The 17,394-nt window shown below is 47.5% G+C and carries 13 protein-coding genes; 5 read left to right on the top strand and 8 right to left on the bottom strand.

What is annotated here, in order from left to right; translation table 11 throughout:
• The first annotated feature begins 87 nt into the window (after positions 1-87).
• Positions 88-216, top strand: coding sequence for a hypothetical protein (locus QUB11_RS05720; RefSeq protein WP_333199690.1), 129 nt, complete (start codon positions 88-90; stop codon positions 214-216).
• A gap of 159 nt (positions 217-375) precedes the next feature.
• On the opposite strand, the gene QUB11_RS05715 is transcribed toward QUB11_RS05720, so the two are convergent.
• From QUB11_RS05715 to QUB11_RS05705, 3 genes are all read right to left on the bottom strand, one after another.
• A complete protein-coding gene (locus QUB11_RS05715) occupies positions 376-1,536 on the bottom strand; it encodes an ATP-binding protein (RefSeq protein WP_333199689.1) in 1,161 nt (386 codons plus the stop codon).
• Positions 1,533-1,904: a response regulator gene (locus QUB11_RS05710; RefSeq protein ID WP_333199687.1), complete on the bottom strand. Its 372-nt coding sequence runs from the start codon at positions 1,902-1,904 to the stop codon at positions 1,533-1,535. Before QUB11_RS05710 ends, QUB11_RS05715 begins: the two co-directional genes overlap by 4 nt.
• A 543-nt stretch (positions 1,905-2,447) precedes the next feature.
• Positions 2,448-3,911 carry an ATPase domain-containing protein gene (locus QUB11_RS05705; RefSeq protein ID WP_333199685.1) on the bottom strand — a complete coding sequence of 488 codons (1,464 nt, stop codon included), beginning with the start codon at positions 3,909-3,911 and terminating at the stop codon, positions 2,448-2,450.
• Between the two features lie 97 nt (positions 3,912-4,008).
• Between QUB11_RS05705 and QUB11_RS05700 the strand changes: the two genes are divergently transcribed.
• From QUB11_RS05700 to QUB11_RS05690, 3 genes are all read left to right on the top strand, one after another.
• On the top strand, positions 4,009-5,445 hold the full coding sequence (locus QUB11_RS05700; RefSeq protein ID WP_333199683.1) for an FAD-binding oxidoreductase: 1,437 nt from the start codon (positions 4,009-4,011) through the stop codon (positions 5,443-5,445).
• A 282-nt stretch (positions 5,446-5,727) separates the two neighbouring features.
• Positions 5,728-7,137 carry a heterodisulfide reductase-related iron-sulfur binding cluster gene (locus QUB11_RS05695; RefSeq protein WP_333199681.1) on the top strand — a complete coding sequence of 470 codons (1,410 nt, stop codon included), beginning with the start codon at positions 5,728-5,730 and terminating at the stop codon, positions 7,135-7,137.
• Between the two features lie 66 nt (positions 7,138-7,203).
• Positions 7,204-7,401: a hypothetical protein gene (locus QUB11_RS05690; protein WP_333199679.1), complete on the top strand. Its 198-nt coding sequence runs from the start codon at positions 7,204-7,206 to the stop codon at positions 7,399-7,401.
• A gap of 183 nt (positions 7,402-7,584) precedes the next feature.
• Here the strand turns inward: QUB11_RS05690 and QUB11_RS05685 are convergent, their stop codons facing one another.
• Positions 7,585-9,816, bottom strand: coding sequence for a beta-propeller domain-containing protein (locus QUB11_RS05685; protein ID WP_333199677.1), 2,232 nt, complete (start codon positions 9,814-9,816; stop codon positions 7,585-7,587).
• Positions 9,817-10,664: 848 nt separating this feature from the next.
• On the opposite strand from QUB11_RS05685, the gene QUB11_RS05680 reads away from it, so the two are divergent.
• A complete protein-coding gene (locus QUB11_RS05680; protein WP_333199673.1) occupies positions 10,665-11,180 on the top strand; it encodes a phycobiliprotein lyase in 516 nt (171 codons plus the stop codon).
• A gap of 128 nt (positions 11,181-11,308) precedes the next feature.
• Here QUB11_RS05680 and QUB11_RS05675 read toward each other — a convergent pair whose 3' ends face one another.
• From QUB11_RS05675 to QUB11_RS05660, 4 genes are all read right to left on the bottom strand, one after another.
• Complete coding sequence (locus QUB11_RS05675; RefSeq protein ID WP_333199671.1) at positions 11,309-12,205, bottom strand: hypothetical protein; 897 nt, start codon at positions 12,203-12,205, stop codon at positions 11,309-11,311.
• A 5-nt stretch (positions 12,206-12,210) separates the two neighbouring features.
• A complete protein-coding gene (locus QUB11_RS05670) occupies positions 12,211-14,742 on the bottom strand; it encodes a DUF3769 domain-containing protein (RefSeq protein WP_333199669.1) in 2,532 nt (843 codons plus the stop codon).
• Positions 14,743-15,200: 458 nt separating this feature from the next.
• A complete protein-coding gene (locus tag QUB11_RS05665; protein ID WP_039887172.1) occupies positions 15,201-15,317 on the bottom strand; it encodes a photosystem II reaction center protein I in 117 nt (38 codons plus the stop codon).
• 78 nt (positions 15,318-15,395) lie between these two features.
• On the bottom strand, positions 15,396-17,366 hold the full coding sequence (locus tag QUB11_RS05660) for a hypothetical protein (protein ID WP_333389991.1): 1,971 nt from the start codon (positions 17,364-17,366) through the stop codon (positions 15,396-15,398).
• Positions 17,367-17,394: the final 28 nt, after the last annotated feature.

Here is a 17,394-nt window from a genome sequence, read left to right as displayed (position 1 = left end):
AATACTCATCAGATAATCTCAGATGTGACGGTTGTTGGGTCGCTTTTTTTCAGAAATATAAAGTCTGGCTACTCAGATAAGTTTTGAATGGTATCTAATTATTTTTTGGGTGCGTTCAACATTTTTTACGATGCCGATCGAGCTTTGAGGAACGATCGCCAATTCTCCCGCTCGTCGATCGCTCCTGGAACGACGATGCTCAATTTCATCAGTTGACCAGCGACTGTTAATGGTTCTTCAAATTCTGGCGTTGTAAAATAGCGAGAGTGTTCTTAAGTTTTTTGAGGATACATATCAGGGTCAGACTACCACGTATAGCCTCATCCGGGCGTCAAAGTTATCAATGAATATCCCAATATAATGCCTGCATCTAGTTTAAGGCGTTGCAGGCGAGATTTGCTTTTTTCCAGGTTGTGCGATCGGCAGCGTTACTGTAAATGTACTGCCAACCCCTTCTTCACTGTTGACAGTAATTTCGCCACCGTGCAAGTCCACGCATTTTTTAACAATGCTCAGCCCCAGTCCCGTACCGGGAATTCGACCGACATTTTTAGCCCGGTAAAATGAATCAAACAACCGTTCTTGGTCGGCGACAGGTATGCCAATTCCTGCATCCTGTACCGAAAAAATAGCCTCGGCTTCAGTAAGTTTTAATTCAAAGATCACTTCGGTATTTGGGGGAGAATACTTAATAGCATTGGACAGCAAATTGCCCAGAATTCGCCGGAGTAAGCTTACCTCCAAACACGCCATCGCGGCTGGATGGTGATTTACAAAAATCAGCGTTACCCGATCATTTTCCGGTTTCAACTTCAGGCTGTTCTGAAATTCCCCTACCAACTCATTACAAAACTTTGCTAAGTCTATCGGTAGCAAGGAAAACCCGGTTTTTCCTGACTCAACACGCCCCAGCAACAGAACATCATCTAATAACAGATCAATGCCTTTTGCGGCGGCTTGAGTTTTGTCTAACAGTTCTTGTGTTTTCTCATCTGTTAATGTCAACTTGTACTTGGTAAGAAGTTGGGTAGTGCCGATGATGAAATTCAAAGGATTGCGAACATCGTGGGCAATCATGTACAGCAAAGATGTTTTCATCTCGTTGAGTTCTTGGGCTGTTTGCAGAGTGCGATCGAGTTGGTCGTGAGACAATTTGAGAGTTAAAGACAACTGGCGCGATCGCAGCAAAATCTCCACCCGCGCTTGCAATTCTATCTTCTCGATCGGAGCGATAATCAAATCGTCAATACTTTGCCAAATAAATTGCGTTGCCATCCCTACATCCGAGCGGGATGTAATCAAAAGAAAAGGCAAGCATACCGGGTGTTCTGCCTGTTTTTGGGCTGCCACCCATTGCCAGTGGCGTTTCAAGGAAATACCGTCAATTATCCCCAGGTCAAAAGATTGATTAAATGGTAAAAACTCCTCACTATTTTCTGTTGAGTTTGGCAGCAAAACCTCATAGTAAACTGCTAGCCATTCTAATAACAAGCGGCGATTTTCTTTCTGTTCGACAAGCAATAAAATTTGACTCACGCACGTTCTCCTAGCAAGCTGTGAACAATGGATAGCAAATCTCTAACGATCAAAGGTTTTACCAACATATTCCGAGCACCGTGGCAGAGGCTTTCGTGCTGAATGGCAGCGCTTTGTTTGGGCGAGAGTATCAGAAAAGGGATTTGGTGATTTCGCAGTTGTTCGCAGCACTCCCAAATCCGGCGATCGAAACCAGAAATATCTACTAAAGCCATCCCGATCCTAGCAGGCTGACTGATAGCTTGTGCAACATCTTCAAAGTTATAAGCCGCGATCATCTGGTATCCTTCTTTGTTGAGAAACTGTGCTAACAGTTCCAAGTTGCGCTGATTGCGGTCTACGGCTAAAATTATTGAAGTGCCAGTCATTTATCAGCTTCCTGTGAATAGGGGTTATAACCATTTTAGATTTTAGATTTTAGATTTTAGATTTTAGAAGGGGGAGTGACTGATTGGGAGCATCTCATATTTGTAAAAACACTTCTTCTTCCTGCTTCCTTCTGACTCTTTCCTCCTGACTCCTGACTCCTGGCTCCTAACTCCAATTTTGGGCTGGGCTGCTTTCATTGAGATGCTCCCGACTGATTATATATGGGTTGGGAGGTGGCCTAAAGTTGGATTCTTTTTTTATCTGGTATTAGCTTACTTTTCGGCGAGGGATTACATAGGTTTTCAGTTGAGTGAAGTACAGATGCTGGGGTACAGGATACGGCCGCGTGCCCTGTGCCTCTACTGTATTTCAGAGAATTGAAAACTGCTATAAAAGTCGAAAAATACACAAATTTACCAATATATTTAAGTTTTCCAGGACTTAGGCTAGTGGTGAGGTGCGCGGTGCGCCCCTACTGATTAGTAGATTCACGACTGTAAAATTAGCTGCAATTGCCCCAAAACAGCAGCACAAATCCCGATTCAATCTTCCTCCCCTCCCGCCTCAATCCACACCGGCGCCGAACTCAAAATGCCGCGCAGCCCCGCTATCGGTTTGCTGACTTTGATGCCGTAGCGAGTAATCTCGAGTTCTCGCAGACTTCTCTCGAAATTGCTGACTCGTTTTTTAATTACTCCGATCGCCTTGCGGATTTCTGTCCTATTATGGAGTTGGCATTCCAGATAACGTAGAAACAGAAGATTATCCGCCAAATAGCTAATCCCGATCTCGGTCAGCCGAAAATCTCCGCTAATGGCTTCTACCTCATTAATCAAGATAACGGTGACTCCCATATTCTTCAGATACTTACACAAAGCGTGCAAATTGTGCACCAAATCTTGCCCCTGCATCGAAAGCTGATAGCCAGAAATACTGTCAATCATCACAATCTGCGTCTTTTCCTGCTCCACCTGCTGGCGAACCATAGAGGCAAACTGATCCGGCGAGTACAGCAAAGGTTCCACGGGTATCACGGAAAGACTTCCTTGCCCCATCATCGCCCCAACCGGGATGTTAACTGATTCGCAGCGCTGCAGCAGAGTAGAACTTGACTCCTCAAAAATGTAAACTACTGATCGCTCCCCCCTTCCCGCCGCTTCCTTCATAAACTGAACCCCCACCGTCGTTTTACCAACGCCGCTAGGCCCGGTAATCACCGTGACAGTCCCCCGTTCCAGTCCCCCGTGCAGTAGTTCGTCCATTTCTGGAACCCCAGAAGAAATTGCTTCCGCAACAAAATCCTGTTGAAAGTTATCTGGAAGCAGTCGCGGAAATACCTCCATACCAGCCTGAGTCAGGCGCAGCGAATGGCGGCCGCTGCGGAAGTTGGAGCCTCGCAGCTTGGTGACAGACATGGCGCGTCCTTCAGGGCGGAGTTCTAAATAAATTACTCCGTCGCTGATGAATTGCAAATCGTCATCGGGAGCACTTGAAGTGCCTTCTGAGGTGAACACCACCGTCGCCCCCCCTTCGACTAAAAAGCGCAGAAAAGATAGAACTTGTTTGCGGAATTGGAACTCATCCGCAGCTAAGTAGCGAAATTGAGTTATCGCGTCCAAAAACACCCGTTGTGGCTTGACAGCTTGGACTCGTTCGATAATCTTTTGTGTAGTCGGTTCTCGCTCCACCTCCGAGGGCGAGAAAATGTCATAAGTCTGAACTTCTGTAAAAAATTCTGAGGATGGGCTCAAATCCAGGAACGCCATCGCTTCCATATCAAAACCGAGACTTGCGGCATTGGCCCGCAATTGCGCTTCGGGTTCTCCTAAAGTAATAAACAGGGGCGTTTCTCCCAGAGCCACACCAGCAGCCAAAAAGTGAAAGCCGAGTGTAGTCTTGCCAGTACCCGGGCCGCCACGCACCAGATAAGAGCGTTGAGAAATTAGGCCGCCGCCAATCACTTCGTTGAGACCGGTAATTCCCAGAGAAATTCGGTTTTGAGACATTTGTTTCTTCATGTTTTGAATATCGGGCCCGTATTAATATTTAATGGTTTTAGGCAATGTTTTGAGAATTTTTTTTACCGGGCGTCTGATAACCTTCATGAAATCTTTTTCTACCGAAAATTACGTAAGCACACAAGAATTAGAAAGTATTGTCGGGACTGCTGGCATCTGTCGCTGGCAAGATACAGAGCTATTTTGGCAAGAACGGGTAGAAAAAGCAGTTGCCCCCGACACGAAAATAGATTGTACCGTTTACCCCAATACTCAGGAAGAACTGGCGGCTGTCATTGCTTGGGCTGGGCAAAATCGCTGTGCAGTCTTGCCCTGTGGCAGCGGCAGCAAACTTGATTGGGGCGGTTTAGTCAAATTAGACTCCGATCCCCCCCTGCCCAGGGCGGGCACGGGGGCACCGCCCCTACAAAGGGGGGAGCAAGATGTTGTCAAAGTGGGTCTTTTTAAGGGGGATTTAGGGGGATATCCTGGGGCAGGGGGGCTTGTGGCTGTCAGCACTTCGCGCCTCAATCGACTTGTAGAACACGCTGTGGGCGATTTAACCGTGACTGCGGAAGCGGGGATGAAGTTTGCGGATTTGCAACAAATTTTAGCTGCAGCAGGTCAATTTTTGCCGATCGATCCAGCATATTCGCAACAGGCAACTTTGGGCGGCATTGTCGCTACTGCTGATGCGGGTTCCTTGCGGCATCGCTATCGGGGGGTGAGAGATTTGCTATTGGGAATTACCTTTGTGCGATCGGACGGTAAAATTGCCGTAGCCGGGGGTCGAGTTGTTAAAAATGTCGCCGGTTACGACTTGATGAAACTGTTTACTGGTGCTTACGGTACCTTGGGCGTCATTTCTCAAGTAACTTTCCGAGTTTATCCGCTGCCTGAATCATCGGGAACCGTAGTGCTGACAGGGGAAGTTAATGCTTTGTCCCAAACGGCTCAAATCTTATTATCCTCTGCTTTGACACCAAGTGCGATCGATTTGCTGTCACCTGAATTAGTGGCAAAATTAGGCTTAGGAAAGGGCACGGGATTAATCGTCAGATTTCAAAGTATCGCCGAAAGTGTTAAACAACAATCAGCCCGCTTGCTGGAAGTTGGCGAAAAGTTGGGTTTGCAAGGCACTAGCTGCTGCGAAAATGATGAGCATCAGTTATGGCAAAGATTGCCAGAAACTATGTGGGATTCTGGCACAAAGTCGGCAATTATTTGCAAAATAGGAATCAGACCGTCGGAAGCTGTAAGGGCCCTTAACGAATTGCCGGTACAGGACGCTTGGATTCATGCAGGCAGCGGTTTGGGGGTTTTGCGGTTTGAGAATGCGACGGCCCAAACGCTGTTGCAGGTACGCAGAGGGTGCGAAGCGAAAGGCGGTTTTCTGACTGTTTTAGCAGCGCCGACCGACATCAAGCAACAGTTAGATGTTTGGGGCTATACTGGAAGTGCGATCGATTTAATGCGCCGGATTAAACAGCAGTTTGACCCGGAAAATCTTTTGAGTCCCCGTCGTTTTCTCAGCGGTATTTAGTTGAAACTTTGTAGTCAGAAATTCAGTTTCATTGGTGTCAACTTAACGTCTTATGTAGTACCGCTCTACTGTTTGACGATTAGGCTCTAGATCCCCCCGGCGCCAAGGGCGGGCACTCTTGGCACCGCCCCTAGGTCGGGGGGGACAGGAAATGCTCAAAGTCAACCCCTACTCCCCAACAATCAGGGGGATTTAGGGGGATCTAGACTCAGCTAAAAGCAATAATTCTCAAGGGTTTTAGGCGATAGTCACTAGGAACCAAAACAATTAGGTAATATATATATGCAAACTTCAGAAAAATCTCAAGTTCCCAGCGACAATTTAAGACCTGCCAAAGAAAGCAATTTTCTAGCACAAAATCCCCACTTAGAAACCCTCGAAATCCCAGGTTTCGACGCCAACAATCCGCCCGACCCGAAATTAATCGATACTTGCGTACACTGCGGCTTTTGTTTGTCAACTTGTCCGAGTTATCGCGTACTCGGCAAAGAAATGGATTCGCCTAGAGGTCGCATTTATTTAATGGATGCAATCAACGAAGGCGACGCACCATTAAATGAAGCAACCTCGCAGCATTTCGATACTTGTTTGGGCTGTTTGGCCTGCGTTACAACTTGCCCTTCTGGAGTTCAATACGACAAATTAATTTCCGCCACTCGCCACCAAGTTACTAGAAATCAGGAACGCACTTTTTCCGACAATGTAATTCGCACTCTGATTTTTAATCTCTTCCCTTATCCTCACAGATTGCGGCCTTTGCTTGTACCGCTGTTTATTTATCAAAAATTAGGACTGCCAAAACTTGTCCGCAAAACAGGTTTGCTGAAAAAAATATTTCCCCGCTTGGCGGCGATGGAATCAATTTTGCCGAAAGTTACTGTCGATTCTTTCCGGGATAATTTACCAGAGGTAATTCCGGCAATAGGTGAAAAACGCTATCGAGTCGGTGTGATTTTAGGCTGCGTGCAGCGGCTGTTATTTTCGCCAGTTAATGAAGCTACGGTGCGTGTTTTGACGGCTAACGGTTGCGAGGTTGTGGTTCCTAAAAGTCAGGGATGCTGTGCTGCTTTGCCGGAACACCAAGGCCAAGCGGAACAGGCGAAAGCTTTGGCGAGACAAATGATTGATAGCTTTGAAAATACTGGCGTTGATTTTGTGATTATCAACGCTGCGGGCTGCGGCCATACTTTGAAAGAATACGGTCATATTTTAGCAGATGACCCGCAATATCGGGAGAAAGCTGAGAAATTTGCTGCTAATGTTAAGGACGTGCAAGAGTTTTTGGCAAGTGCGGGAATTACGGCAAAACTCAATCCTTTGATTGATGGAGATTTGACAATTGTTTATCAGGATGCTTGTCATTTGTTGCACGGCCAAAAGATTAGTTTGCAGCCGCGTCAGTTGCTACAACAAATCCCTGGGGTGAAGTTAAAAGAACCTGTGGATGCGGCTTTGTGCTGCGGGAGTGCGGGAGTTTACAATATGCTTCAGCCGGAGGTTGCTGATGAATTGGGAGTGCAAAAGGTGGAGAATTTGCTGAATACTGGGGCGGAGTTGATTGCTTCTTCTAATCCGGGTTGTTCTTTGCAAATTAAGAAGCATTTGGAGTTGCAGGGAAAAACAGTTACTTTGATGCACCCAATTGAGCTTTTGGATTATTCGATTCGCGGGGTGAAGTTGCTGAGGAAGTAGTTTTGTAGGGCGGGCGGTGTCTGCCCTATTTTCGATGCGCTCTTTTGTGAATGAGATTTTTTTTTAATGAATTGCAGGAATTCACAGGCGGGCCGCCTGTTCCACAGAGGAGCGGCGGGTGAAGAGTGGCAAATTTATCGCCCTGACGGCGAACCGTTTACAAGTTATGAGGAGGTTTCTCGCAGCTTGGAACAAGCCGAACAGCGGGCTGCTGTACTGGCAGAAAGGCTGCGAGCGATGGCGATTGACCCGGAACAATTGTAAACTAGATTGGGGAAAAGAGCGATCGCACTTTTAAATTTTAGCAAAAGTGCGATCGGCATAACAACTAATGACTAATGACTAATGACTAATGACTAATGACTAATGACTAATGACTAATGACTAACAACTAACAACTAATGACTAATGACTAATGACTAATGACTAATGACTAATGACTAATGACTATTTCCCCTCTTCTAACCTCAAAAAATGCACCTGTCCCGAAGCTTCCGCCACTACGATTGTCACCCCATCCGGTGCAATAGCGCAAGCTTTCAAAGCACTATCTCCGCTGAAACTAGCAATTACTTCTCGACTCAACAAATCCCAAACTTTGAGAGTATTATCGTCCGAAACAGAAATTGCCTTTGTTCCCATAGTCGCCACAGATGTTACCGCATCAGCATGACCTGCCAAAGTAAAAACTTCTTTTCTACTTGACAAATCCCAAACTTTCAAATTGTGTTCCCGCCCGCCAGAAATCGCCCATTTGCCATCCGCCGTAACTGCCACAGCATTCACAAAACTCTCATGACCTTTGAGAGTGAAAAGTAGATTTTTGACGGCTAAATTCCAGAAATTTGCCAAAATATTATTTTCTTTCCGCAAACTCCAAACTTTCAGAGTTTGGTCGCCGGAAGCCGAAATAACCCGCTTGCTGTCGGGAGTAACTGCCACAGCTTTTATCCCGTCCTCATGACCTGAAAAAGTAAAAAGTTCCTCTCCTGTTTCTAGATTCCAAACTTTAATAGTTTTGTCTCCCGAACCGGAAATCGCCATCGTTCCGTCTGGCGTCACTGCCACAGAATTTACCCAGTCTGTGTGACCCGTGAAAGTAAAGATTTCCTTTCCGGTTTCTATATCCCAAAATTTCACAGTTTTGTCGCCGGAACCCGAAACTACTCGCTTGCTATCCGGTGTGATTGCGATCGCTTTTACCCAATCTTTATGTCCCGGAATAGTAAAAATTTCCTGTCCGTTTTGGAGATTCCAGACTTTAATGCTGTTGTCTCCAGAACCGGAAATTGCTTTCGTACCGTCTGCCGTCACTGCTACAGCATTTACCCAGTCATCGTGACCTGCAAATGATAAATTTTCTTTGCCTCTTTCTAAGTGCCAAACTTTGAGAGTTTTGTCAGAGGAACCAGAAACTATCCTCTGGCCGTCGGGGGTAACAGCCACAGCATTCACTGGGGCGATGTGATTGGTAAAAGTGAAAAGTTCTTCTTTTGTTTCCAGATTCCAAACTTTTAGCGTTTTGTCGCCGGAAGCCGAAATTACCCGTTTGCCGTCAGGACTGACTGCCACAGCTTGAACGAAACTGCTGTGTTTTCCTAAAGTGAAAAGTTGCTTTCTTTCTGACAAACTCCAGACTTGAACAGTTCCGTCGTAACTGCCGGAAATTATGAGTTCGCCGTCGGGAGTAACTGCTACACTTTTTACCCAGTCTTCATGACCCGTGAGAGTAAAAAGTTGTTTTCCGGTTTCTAGGTTCCAGACTTTCATGCTGTTGTCGCCTGACCCGGAAATTAACCGTTTGCTATCAGGAGTTACTGCTACGGACTGGACAAAACTGCTGTGACCTTTGAAGTTAAAAGTTACTTCCCTGCTTGTCAAATCCCAAACTTTAATACTGCCATCCCAAGAACCAGAAATTACTCGCTTGCCGTCGGGAGTTACTGCTACTGCTTCTACGGCAAAAGTATCGCCTGCAAAGGTAAATATTTCTTGTCCCGTTTCTAAATCCCAAATTTTAATAGTATTGTCCCAAGAACCGGAAATTACTTTAGTCCCATCGGGCGTGACAGCTACAGCATTGACGTAGGTAAGATGACCTTTGAGGGTGGCAAGTTCTTCTCCTGTTTCTAAGTGCCAAATTTTGAGATTGTGGTCGGAGGAAGCAGAAATTGCCCGCTTGCCGTCGGGGGTGATTGCTACAGCTTGTACCCAGTCTGTATGTCCGGTGAGGGTACGCAGCAATCTCCCGCCGGGAGGGGTAAAGCTGGGCGTTAGCGGTCGCAGCCAGGGGGTTGTTTGGTGTTTTGCCTGTGCTAGCAGTGCTTGAATTTCTGGACTTTCAAAGCACATCAAGCGGGCTATTAGTTGGGTGGCTAGTTGGCTTTTATCTGTGGCTAGAATGTGTGCTGACAGCCGAATTGCTTCTTGGATTAATTTGAGTTGGTCGGCTTTTGGGTCTGAGATAATAATATCGGGATTTGTTGCTAAATCGTAATCTTCTATTAGGGCCTGTACTCCCGATGCTGACAGCTTGGCTTTAATAAAGTTGTAATCTGTTAGTAAGCTGTATAATTTTTCTGAGTCTGAATTCGCTGCTAGCTGACTGGGCACGATTCCCAGGTAGTGCGTCTGTTCTGCAGGCTGCATTTTATCCAGCCCTTGTGTAAACTCGGTCATAAATTTACGGATGTGTTTTTAAAATGTATACGATCGCTAGCTGCACCCTACCGAAAAGCCGATCGACAATCTTTTCTCTTAGACTTAGCATGACATATTTGAATGCTATGTGCTACGGGCTTGCTGTCCTCGGTTTGGTGATGGTTGGAGGAATTGCTGGTTTTTTAGTCGGAGTCTGCTTTGAGAATTTTCAAGCAGTGCGCTTATAATAAATCGCCGTCAATATAATTCAACTCAGCAACGCCCAATTTACCGATAGATCGACAAAAGCTTAGATATATCGTTGCTTTTCTTAACATAGCTGGTATTTGGGCGATGATGGTCGATCGATAAACACTGTCAATCGATTTTAGATTTTAGATTTTAGATTAAAGAATTGAAGCCTTGACCCCACGGATAAATTCGGGGGCTTGTGTATCGGATACAAGTTTTTTATTTCTGGACGGATGAATCACGTGGCGGGTATCCTGGATGCTTTCGGTCAAAGCTAAAAAATTTCAGGTATCGTAATCCTATTTAATGTGCGAAAAAGACTTTTTATAACGAAACATGATGGCGGATGATCTAATTTTCTCTCAAGTCGGCCGCATCAGCGAGGCAGATGTCCTCCTGGTTGGGTTTGCTACCTCAACGGCATCTGCAATCTGCTTTACCCAAAGCTCTCAGAAAGCTTTGCAGGTGCGCCCCCTTCCTCTAAAATATAGAAAAGGACTTGCACTCTTAAACCGGGTTTCTAGACAAAATCATTGGTTTGGCCGCTAGTACGCAGGAAGAAACCGGGTTTCTGACTCCATAGCGCGCAAGTCACGATCGCAAATAAAGCAGTATTGACTTTAGAGACAAATTTCATGGATGTTATCGAGTTTTTCGAGTTAAGTGCAGGCAAATGGTTTTCTCAGCGTACCGTACACAATCTCAATTCTGGGGAATTGCAGGCGGGTAAATCCGACCTCAAAATAGAAATACTGACAGCTAGCGATGCAGCAGTCGTCAAACTTTGCCAACAACACTCGATTAACCCGGCTTCAACTGGGCTAACCAGCGTTCGGATTAGTTGGGACGGTATTCCCGATCGCGACAAAGCTAAACAAATCGGTTCTACAATACTAGCGATCGTACCAAATCCCGACAATCCAAGCGAAGGCAAAGTGTTGCAAGACAAGGGTAATAGTCGCTACGTGATGGGCGATGACGTGCTGACATTGATTACAGAATCAGACACCCTCCATGCGGAAGAAAGGCTGTGGTATCTCATGCCCAATTTGCGGCTGCGGACTAGCGTTGTTAAGCAAGCTAACGGTACCGAACAAGCTTCTTTTTGTTCGGAAATTCGGATGGGAGTAAGTGCCCCAAGTGAAAAATGAAAAATAACTATCTATAGCGGTTCTCAAGCGTGGTGAGGTATGGGGGCGAGTCCTATGCCCACGGAGGCCTATGCCCTATGCCCGCCAGAGCACCTCATGTTACTGATAAAGGCTATAGTTCCCAAAGTTTACACTCTATTTCTGCTTTCTCCCTTCTTTCTTCGGCCTTCTCTGGCAATCGCTTTTAACTTGGTGTGAAAATCAGTGTGTTTGACAACTGGGAATGATTTTGCCACAGGTTTGTCCGCTAATTTTTGCTCGGCTTCGGCTCGATCGGCGAGGGCGGTAACAGCCACATCTTCATATACTACAAATTCTGTATTTTCTTTGGTGCGATCGTCGGCGGCAGGCAATTTTCCTGTTTCCTCGGCATCTGTGTTTGGGACTTCTGCATGAAGTGCCACATCAAGTTGCGCCTCTGAGGGCCCACGCCACTCTAACTCTGCGGCAGTTACTTCCGATTCCTGGTTTGATAAAAGTATATCTTCCTGTGGTAGTTGAGCAGCATTTTCCCCGGTTAAATTTTGAGGAAAATTATTGCATACCAAGCGTTCAAACTCGCGATTGAAATGATAGAGAGGTTGACCTATCCGATGCCACATACTCAATAGCTGTCCCACAGAAACAGCCTTGTAGCGGCCTTGGTAAAGCGCTTCAACCACTGCTAAACGCAGCCAATAGCCGGGATACTTGGTTAGCCATTCACCCGCCAATTTCTCGGCTTTTTTGCCACCTAGGTCAAAACCGTAGTGAACCAGCAGAGCCGCTGCTTGTGCAGATATTGCGGTCACTTCTGTCATGTGTTGTCTGTTGACTGTTGACTGTTGACTGTTTTCTGTTTTCTGTTGACTGTTTTCTGTTTTCTGTTGACTGTTTTCTGTTTTCAGTTGGCGGTTGACTGTTGACTGTTTTCTGTTGACTGTTGACTGTTTTCTGTTGGCGGTTGACTGTTTTCTGTTGGTTCCCAATTCCCAATTACCAATTACCAATTCCCCATGCCCAATGACCAATGCCCAATTAGCCAATTGAATTAATCGGATAAACGCACTCCTCCTTCTACAGTTCGCGCGTCCCCGGAAAAAGGTTGGGGAGTCCCATTCCAGTTGAAGTCGCTAATTCTAAAAGTCAGGCTGCCGACTTGACGCTCAGGATTAAAACGCAAAATGATTGCGTAGCTGCGGCGACTGTATTCTAAAGTGTAATTCGTACTGATTGTTTCCCCGCTTTCTAAATTAATAGCACTTTGAAATCCAACTCGAAAGCCTCCGTAAACTTGCTGGACAAGTCCAAAAGACAGGACTCTCAAATCTACTAAGCGATCGAATAAAAACGGCGATATACCGTCCCGTCCCACCTGGGTATAAGTCACGTTAAACCCAGTGTAATCGAGGAAAGGGCGGGAGAAATGACCGAACTGCCCTTGAATGCCGACGCTGCCAGCGAGGGAATTTTGTCTGTCGCCACTGCTGTAATAAGTACCAACTCCCCGGAGTCCCAAGGCCAGTTGCAAGAAAGGAACCACCGGCGACCGCGTATACCTCAAACCCTGGGTGGGAGTGCGGGGCAGCGGTTCGCCCTCCCACAGGTTGAAGCCGCGACTCAAGGCGAAGCTGACTTGGGAACGGCCCAGATCGACGCGGTTGTTTTCCCGCACTGGTTCGAGCAAGTCTGCTCGATCGGTGTCAGCATTGATAAATTGATACCCAGCTTGGTAGCTGAGATTGAGGCCGGTGCGTCCGAGTGGGATGACTGGGGAAGTGAGGACAGCCCCCAGGCTGCTCTGCACGGTTTGATAGCCCAGAGAACCGTTAAACAGTCGATCGCGATAACTGTATTCTGCAGCCAGAGAGTGAGTGCCGATCAACTGTCGCAGGCGCAAATTGCCCCGAAAGCTGTTTTCCGGCAAATTCGGGAAATCTTCCAAACTCAGAAATATTGCCGATCCATCCAGCCTGGTGCGCGGGCCGAGACTAGCGCCCAACCGCGCTTTGATCCCGTAGCTGTCGGGAGAAAACGGATTACCGCCGTGCTTTTCCACAACCCGCTGCAGGTAAATTTGGGGTGTCAGGGTTAGTCGCACCGGCCCGTTTTGCAACACCTCAAAACCGCACTCGGCATACAAACCGCCGCGGTCGCCTCCGTCGTAGCCAAAGGTCAAACACGGGCCGTTTTGCTGCCGGCTGTCAAACACTTGCCTGCGGGGATACACGGGTATTTTCACCCGGTTGTCGAACACCAAGCGGGGTTTAGTTGTGACCAATTCCTCAGCCGTGGGCGAAATCCTTCTAATCGTCGCCCTCCGGGCCCTGTATTCAAATTCCGGCGGGGAAAACGGGTCGTTAGTAAGCCGAATGTTGGTTGCTACCCTCGCGCCGTCTGGCAGGAGTTCGATGCGTTCTGCTTCAAAGCGGACGCGGTTGACGGCGCCGATAACTTGGGGGGCTGCTAACTGTCCGCCGCCCCCGATGGTAACTGTGGCAGCTCCGGGGGATTTGACTCCGCGCAGGGGCTGCTGGCTGGTAATTCGATCGCTCAGTGGCTGTTCGAGAATCGTCCCCGCACTGATATCTGTCGGCAGTGTGGGGGTGAGTTCGCTACCTGCTGCGGGCAGGAATATTTCGCCGCTGGCTTGTTCGACTGCACCGCTGTTGAGCCCGAGATTGAAGTCCATCCGCTGGCCGCGCACTACTTGTTGGCCGCGGGTATAGGCGACATTGCCGGATGCTACCACTTGGCGGGTGACTAAGTTGACGATCGCCCGATCGGCATCAATCACAGTTTGCCGGAACCGCACAACGACATTACCAACCGCCGTGACAATTTGCTGCTGGTCGTCGAATTCTTGGCTATCGGCCTTAACTTCGATAGTATCGGCCGGAGTGACCGGAAAAGGCACCGTCCGCCCAGAAGGGGCGGTGCGGACTCCCGGCGGCGCGGCGGGTTTAGGTTTCGGTTTTGGCGCAGCGGGAGTTCTGGGTGCGGGGGCAGTTCCTGGTGTGGGAATGTCGAACTGCTGTTGCCCGCTGGGTGCTGGTTCCGGGGCGGGTTCTGGAACGGGAATCTCCGCAGGTTCGGGAGGATTATCTTCTAACTGCCGGCCTTGGGCCTGATACCAACTTTCCTGCTTTCCGACAACATTCCTCTCCTGTTGTTTCTGCGCCTCTGCGGTTCGTTTTCTATTGCGAATGGCAACGGCATTTTCTACCGAACCCAATTGGTAAGCAGTAAACGAGGAATGTTTCGGAGTTTCCGCTGTTTCGGGTTCTCCCACAGGTGCCGGACGCTGAAATCCCAGAACTGCGTCGCCGCTTTCCACTTCCGTTAGGGGGTCGGCGATTTCTGGAGGCTGGCCGGTGGCTGGCGTAGAGCCCAGGAGTGTGGCTGCGGGTTCTGCTGGGGCTGGTGTGGGTTCTGGCTGAACAATATCTGGGCTTGGTTCCGGTATTTCTGCGGGGTTGCTGCGGGTGTCTCCATCGCCGGCCGCGACAGTGAGGGCGACTTTTTTTGGCTTTGCGATGTAGATGATGGCAGAGGGTTCTGGCGGCGGTACCGGATAGGGCATAGTTACAACAGGTAAGTCATCCGATTTTAGATTTTAGATTTTAGATTTTAGATTTTATAGGGTGCAAATTATTGAATATTTTGCATCTAAAAGGCAACTTTTTAGAGATTAATCTGACATCTCAAATTTGCAGTGGCTTTGGCGCGCCTAAAGATGGCTGATTTGAGAACTTGCTTTCGCCACAAGATAACCTCGCTGCTGGTGCGAGGTCAATCGATTTTAGATTTTAGATTTTAGATTTTAGATTGAAGCATGACCCCACGGATAAATACGTTCGGCAAGTTTCATCGGATACAGGTTTTTTATTCCTCCGTCCTGAGTCTGCGAAGGAATGAATCCGGGGGCTTGTATCCTGGATGCTTGATTGTCAAGTTTTGTTCGACTAATTTTTGCGGGTTTACGGGCTGGCTGGGGGGATGCGGTGGCGTGCCCCTCAGCCAGCGGCCGAGATAACTTGTTTATTCCATGTCTCTGCGGTTCGGGTTCCGGGCTGGGTCATTGGACAAAAATCCAAATATGAACAGGGAAACAAAAAATAAAACAACTACATTAACTACGATTTTGAGGGTTAGCACTGTGGGAGTCTCCAAAGATGGCCTAATACTGAGCTGATTTGCTGCTGTTGCCGCAACTTTTTTATCATAAGCTAAAGATTAGTCAATTTTATCTTTGCTTTTGAGGATTTTTGGCAAGTTGATTTTTGCCCAATTCCAGAGTTGCTCGGCGATGTTTTCTAGTCGCAGCATGACTCGATCGAGCCATTCGAGCACTTGTTCTAGGGGGTGCTTAATGTATCCCATCGATTCTGCTTTTGTTTCTAAGTATTCGCCCTCTGGTGGGACGCCTGCGCTGGGATTTTTGGGTTCAGCAGCAGCGCGGGTTGTGGCGGTGTATCTGCTGGTTTGCGCGGTGATTGCTGCTGGGGATTGACCGTTTTGTGCGGTGTTCGGGTTGGTGTTTTTTGGCACTTGGGTTTCCGGCGCGCGCCCTGGGGCTGATTCTGCTGCGAGTGCAGAGCTATTTTTTTGAGTAACTGCTAAATCAGATAAATCAGATGCTGGTTGGGGTAGACTTTTTGAGCTTTTTGTCGTCAGCAAGCTCTGTTTTAGCTGCCCCAGCAGGCGGTGAAGTGCTTCGGGGTAAGGGGATATTGAGACTGCGGTCGATCGACCTTCGGGCAATTCTCCTAATTCTGCAATTCTATGCTTGACTTTTGGGCTGCTTTGTGCTATATCGGTTTCGGAACTGCCGTCGATTAAATGCGGCGGTGCTGCTTCCCCGAATAAGTCTTGCCAGTTGAGCCACGGTCGATCGACCTCTGGGCTTTTTTGCGTGTTTTCTTGCTCTTGTCGCTGTTTCAAATAATACTGAATTGCGACTGATTTTTCCGTATTATCACTGGCGGCTGTTTCTTTGCCCAAAAGGTGGTCTACTGACGACCAAATCATTTGTTCGATGTTGCGAGCGTATTTTTCGAGGATGTCGCGGGCGGACAAATCTACATTAGCGTCTGTGCCGGCTGTATTAATTTTTACTCCGGGGGTCTCCGTTGGTGGGGCGGTTGTTTTTAGGGCTGGCGGCAGGGTTAATTCCTCGATGTTGACGGCGGCGCGATCGAGTAATGTAACAAAGGAGAGAGGAGTAGGGGGTCGATCGAACTTGCTGTTAAAATTAGTTTCTAGTTTTGGGGTATTGTGGTCGATCGAATTTGATGCCGCAATTGACTGCTGTGCGGTTTTTGCTTCGATCTGCGCGCGGGCTTTTTGGACTAGGATGGCATTGCGGTCGATCGATTTTTTAACTGCGAGGATTGATTCTCCAAATTGATTTCTTTTCAGGGCAACCGGACTCGTCTGAAGCCAGGCCATCAATTCCCAAAAACGACGCATCGGCGGTAACTGCGCTTTTTTCGCCGCTGACTCCAAACCGAGATTAAATTTTAATTCTTTTTGGGTAATTTCCCGTTGTTCGGGGCCGCAGTTTGCTACTTCCCAAGTTATGCAACATTCGAGCATTTCCTGCTGTTCGGGTGTCAAAATATCTAATATCTGATTTTCTTTTCCGACCAATACTAAAGTGCGGGCCGGGATAAAACTGGCAATTCCCTCAACTTTCGGCTGGGGTTTTAATTCACTTTTAGCAAGCGGGTGTTCTAAGACGGAAGTGGTTTGATGCTTTGTGATTTGTCCGCTAAAATTGATTGCCGGATGTAAATCGCTAGCAGTATTTCCCTGATTAATTAACAGCGGGAAGCTGGCTACAGTTTTCGCAGTTTGCGACGAGTTTAGTAAATTTTCGGCTAGGTGTAAAATTTCGGCGATCGAACTTTCGTCGGAAGTTTCCCCCTGATACCAATTTTGTGGCAAATCGGGATTTTCGTCACCGCCAAATTCTTGCAGTTCCGGTAAATCTACTTTTTGACTTGATTCCCGCAACTGTCGCCCTAGCAGTCGGGAACTTTGCACCAGCAAATAAGCTGGATAAAGCAGGATTTGGGTGGCCGTGAGAGTTGCTTCTTTAATTTGACGCCAAGTTCGATCGCAATTGTCAGCGACTTGGCGGGACTGTTTCGATATAAAATTTAATAGTCGGCTTTGGTATGGGCCGTAGTAACCGTTGGACATAAGTTTAATTATTGAATTCAGGGAATTG

The organism is Microcoleus sp. B6-A1, from assembly GCF_036705085.1.
Lineage (GTDB): Bacteria > Cyanobacteriota > Cyanobacteriia > Cyanobacteriales > Microcoleaceae > Microcoleus.
This window is presented reverse-complemented; position numbering and strand designations above follow the sequence as displayed.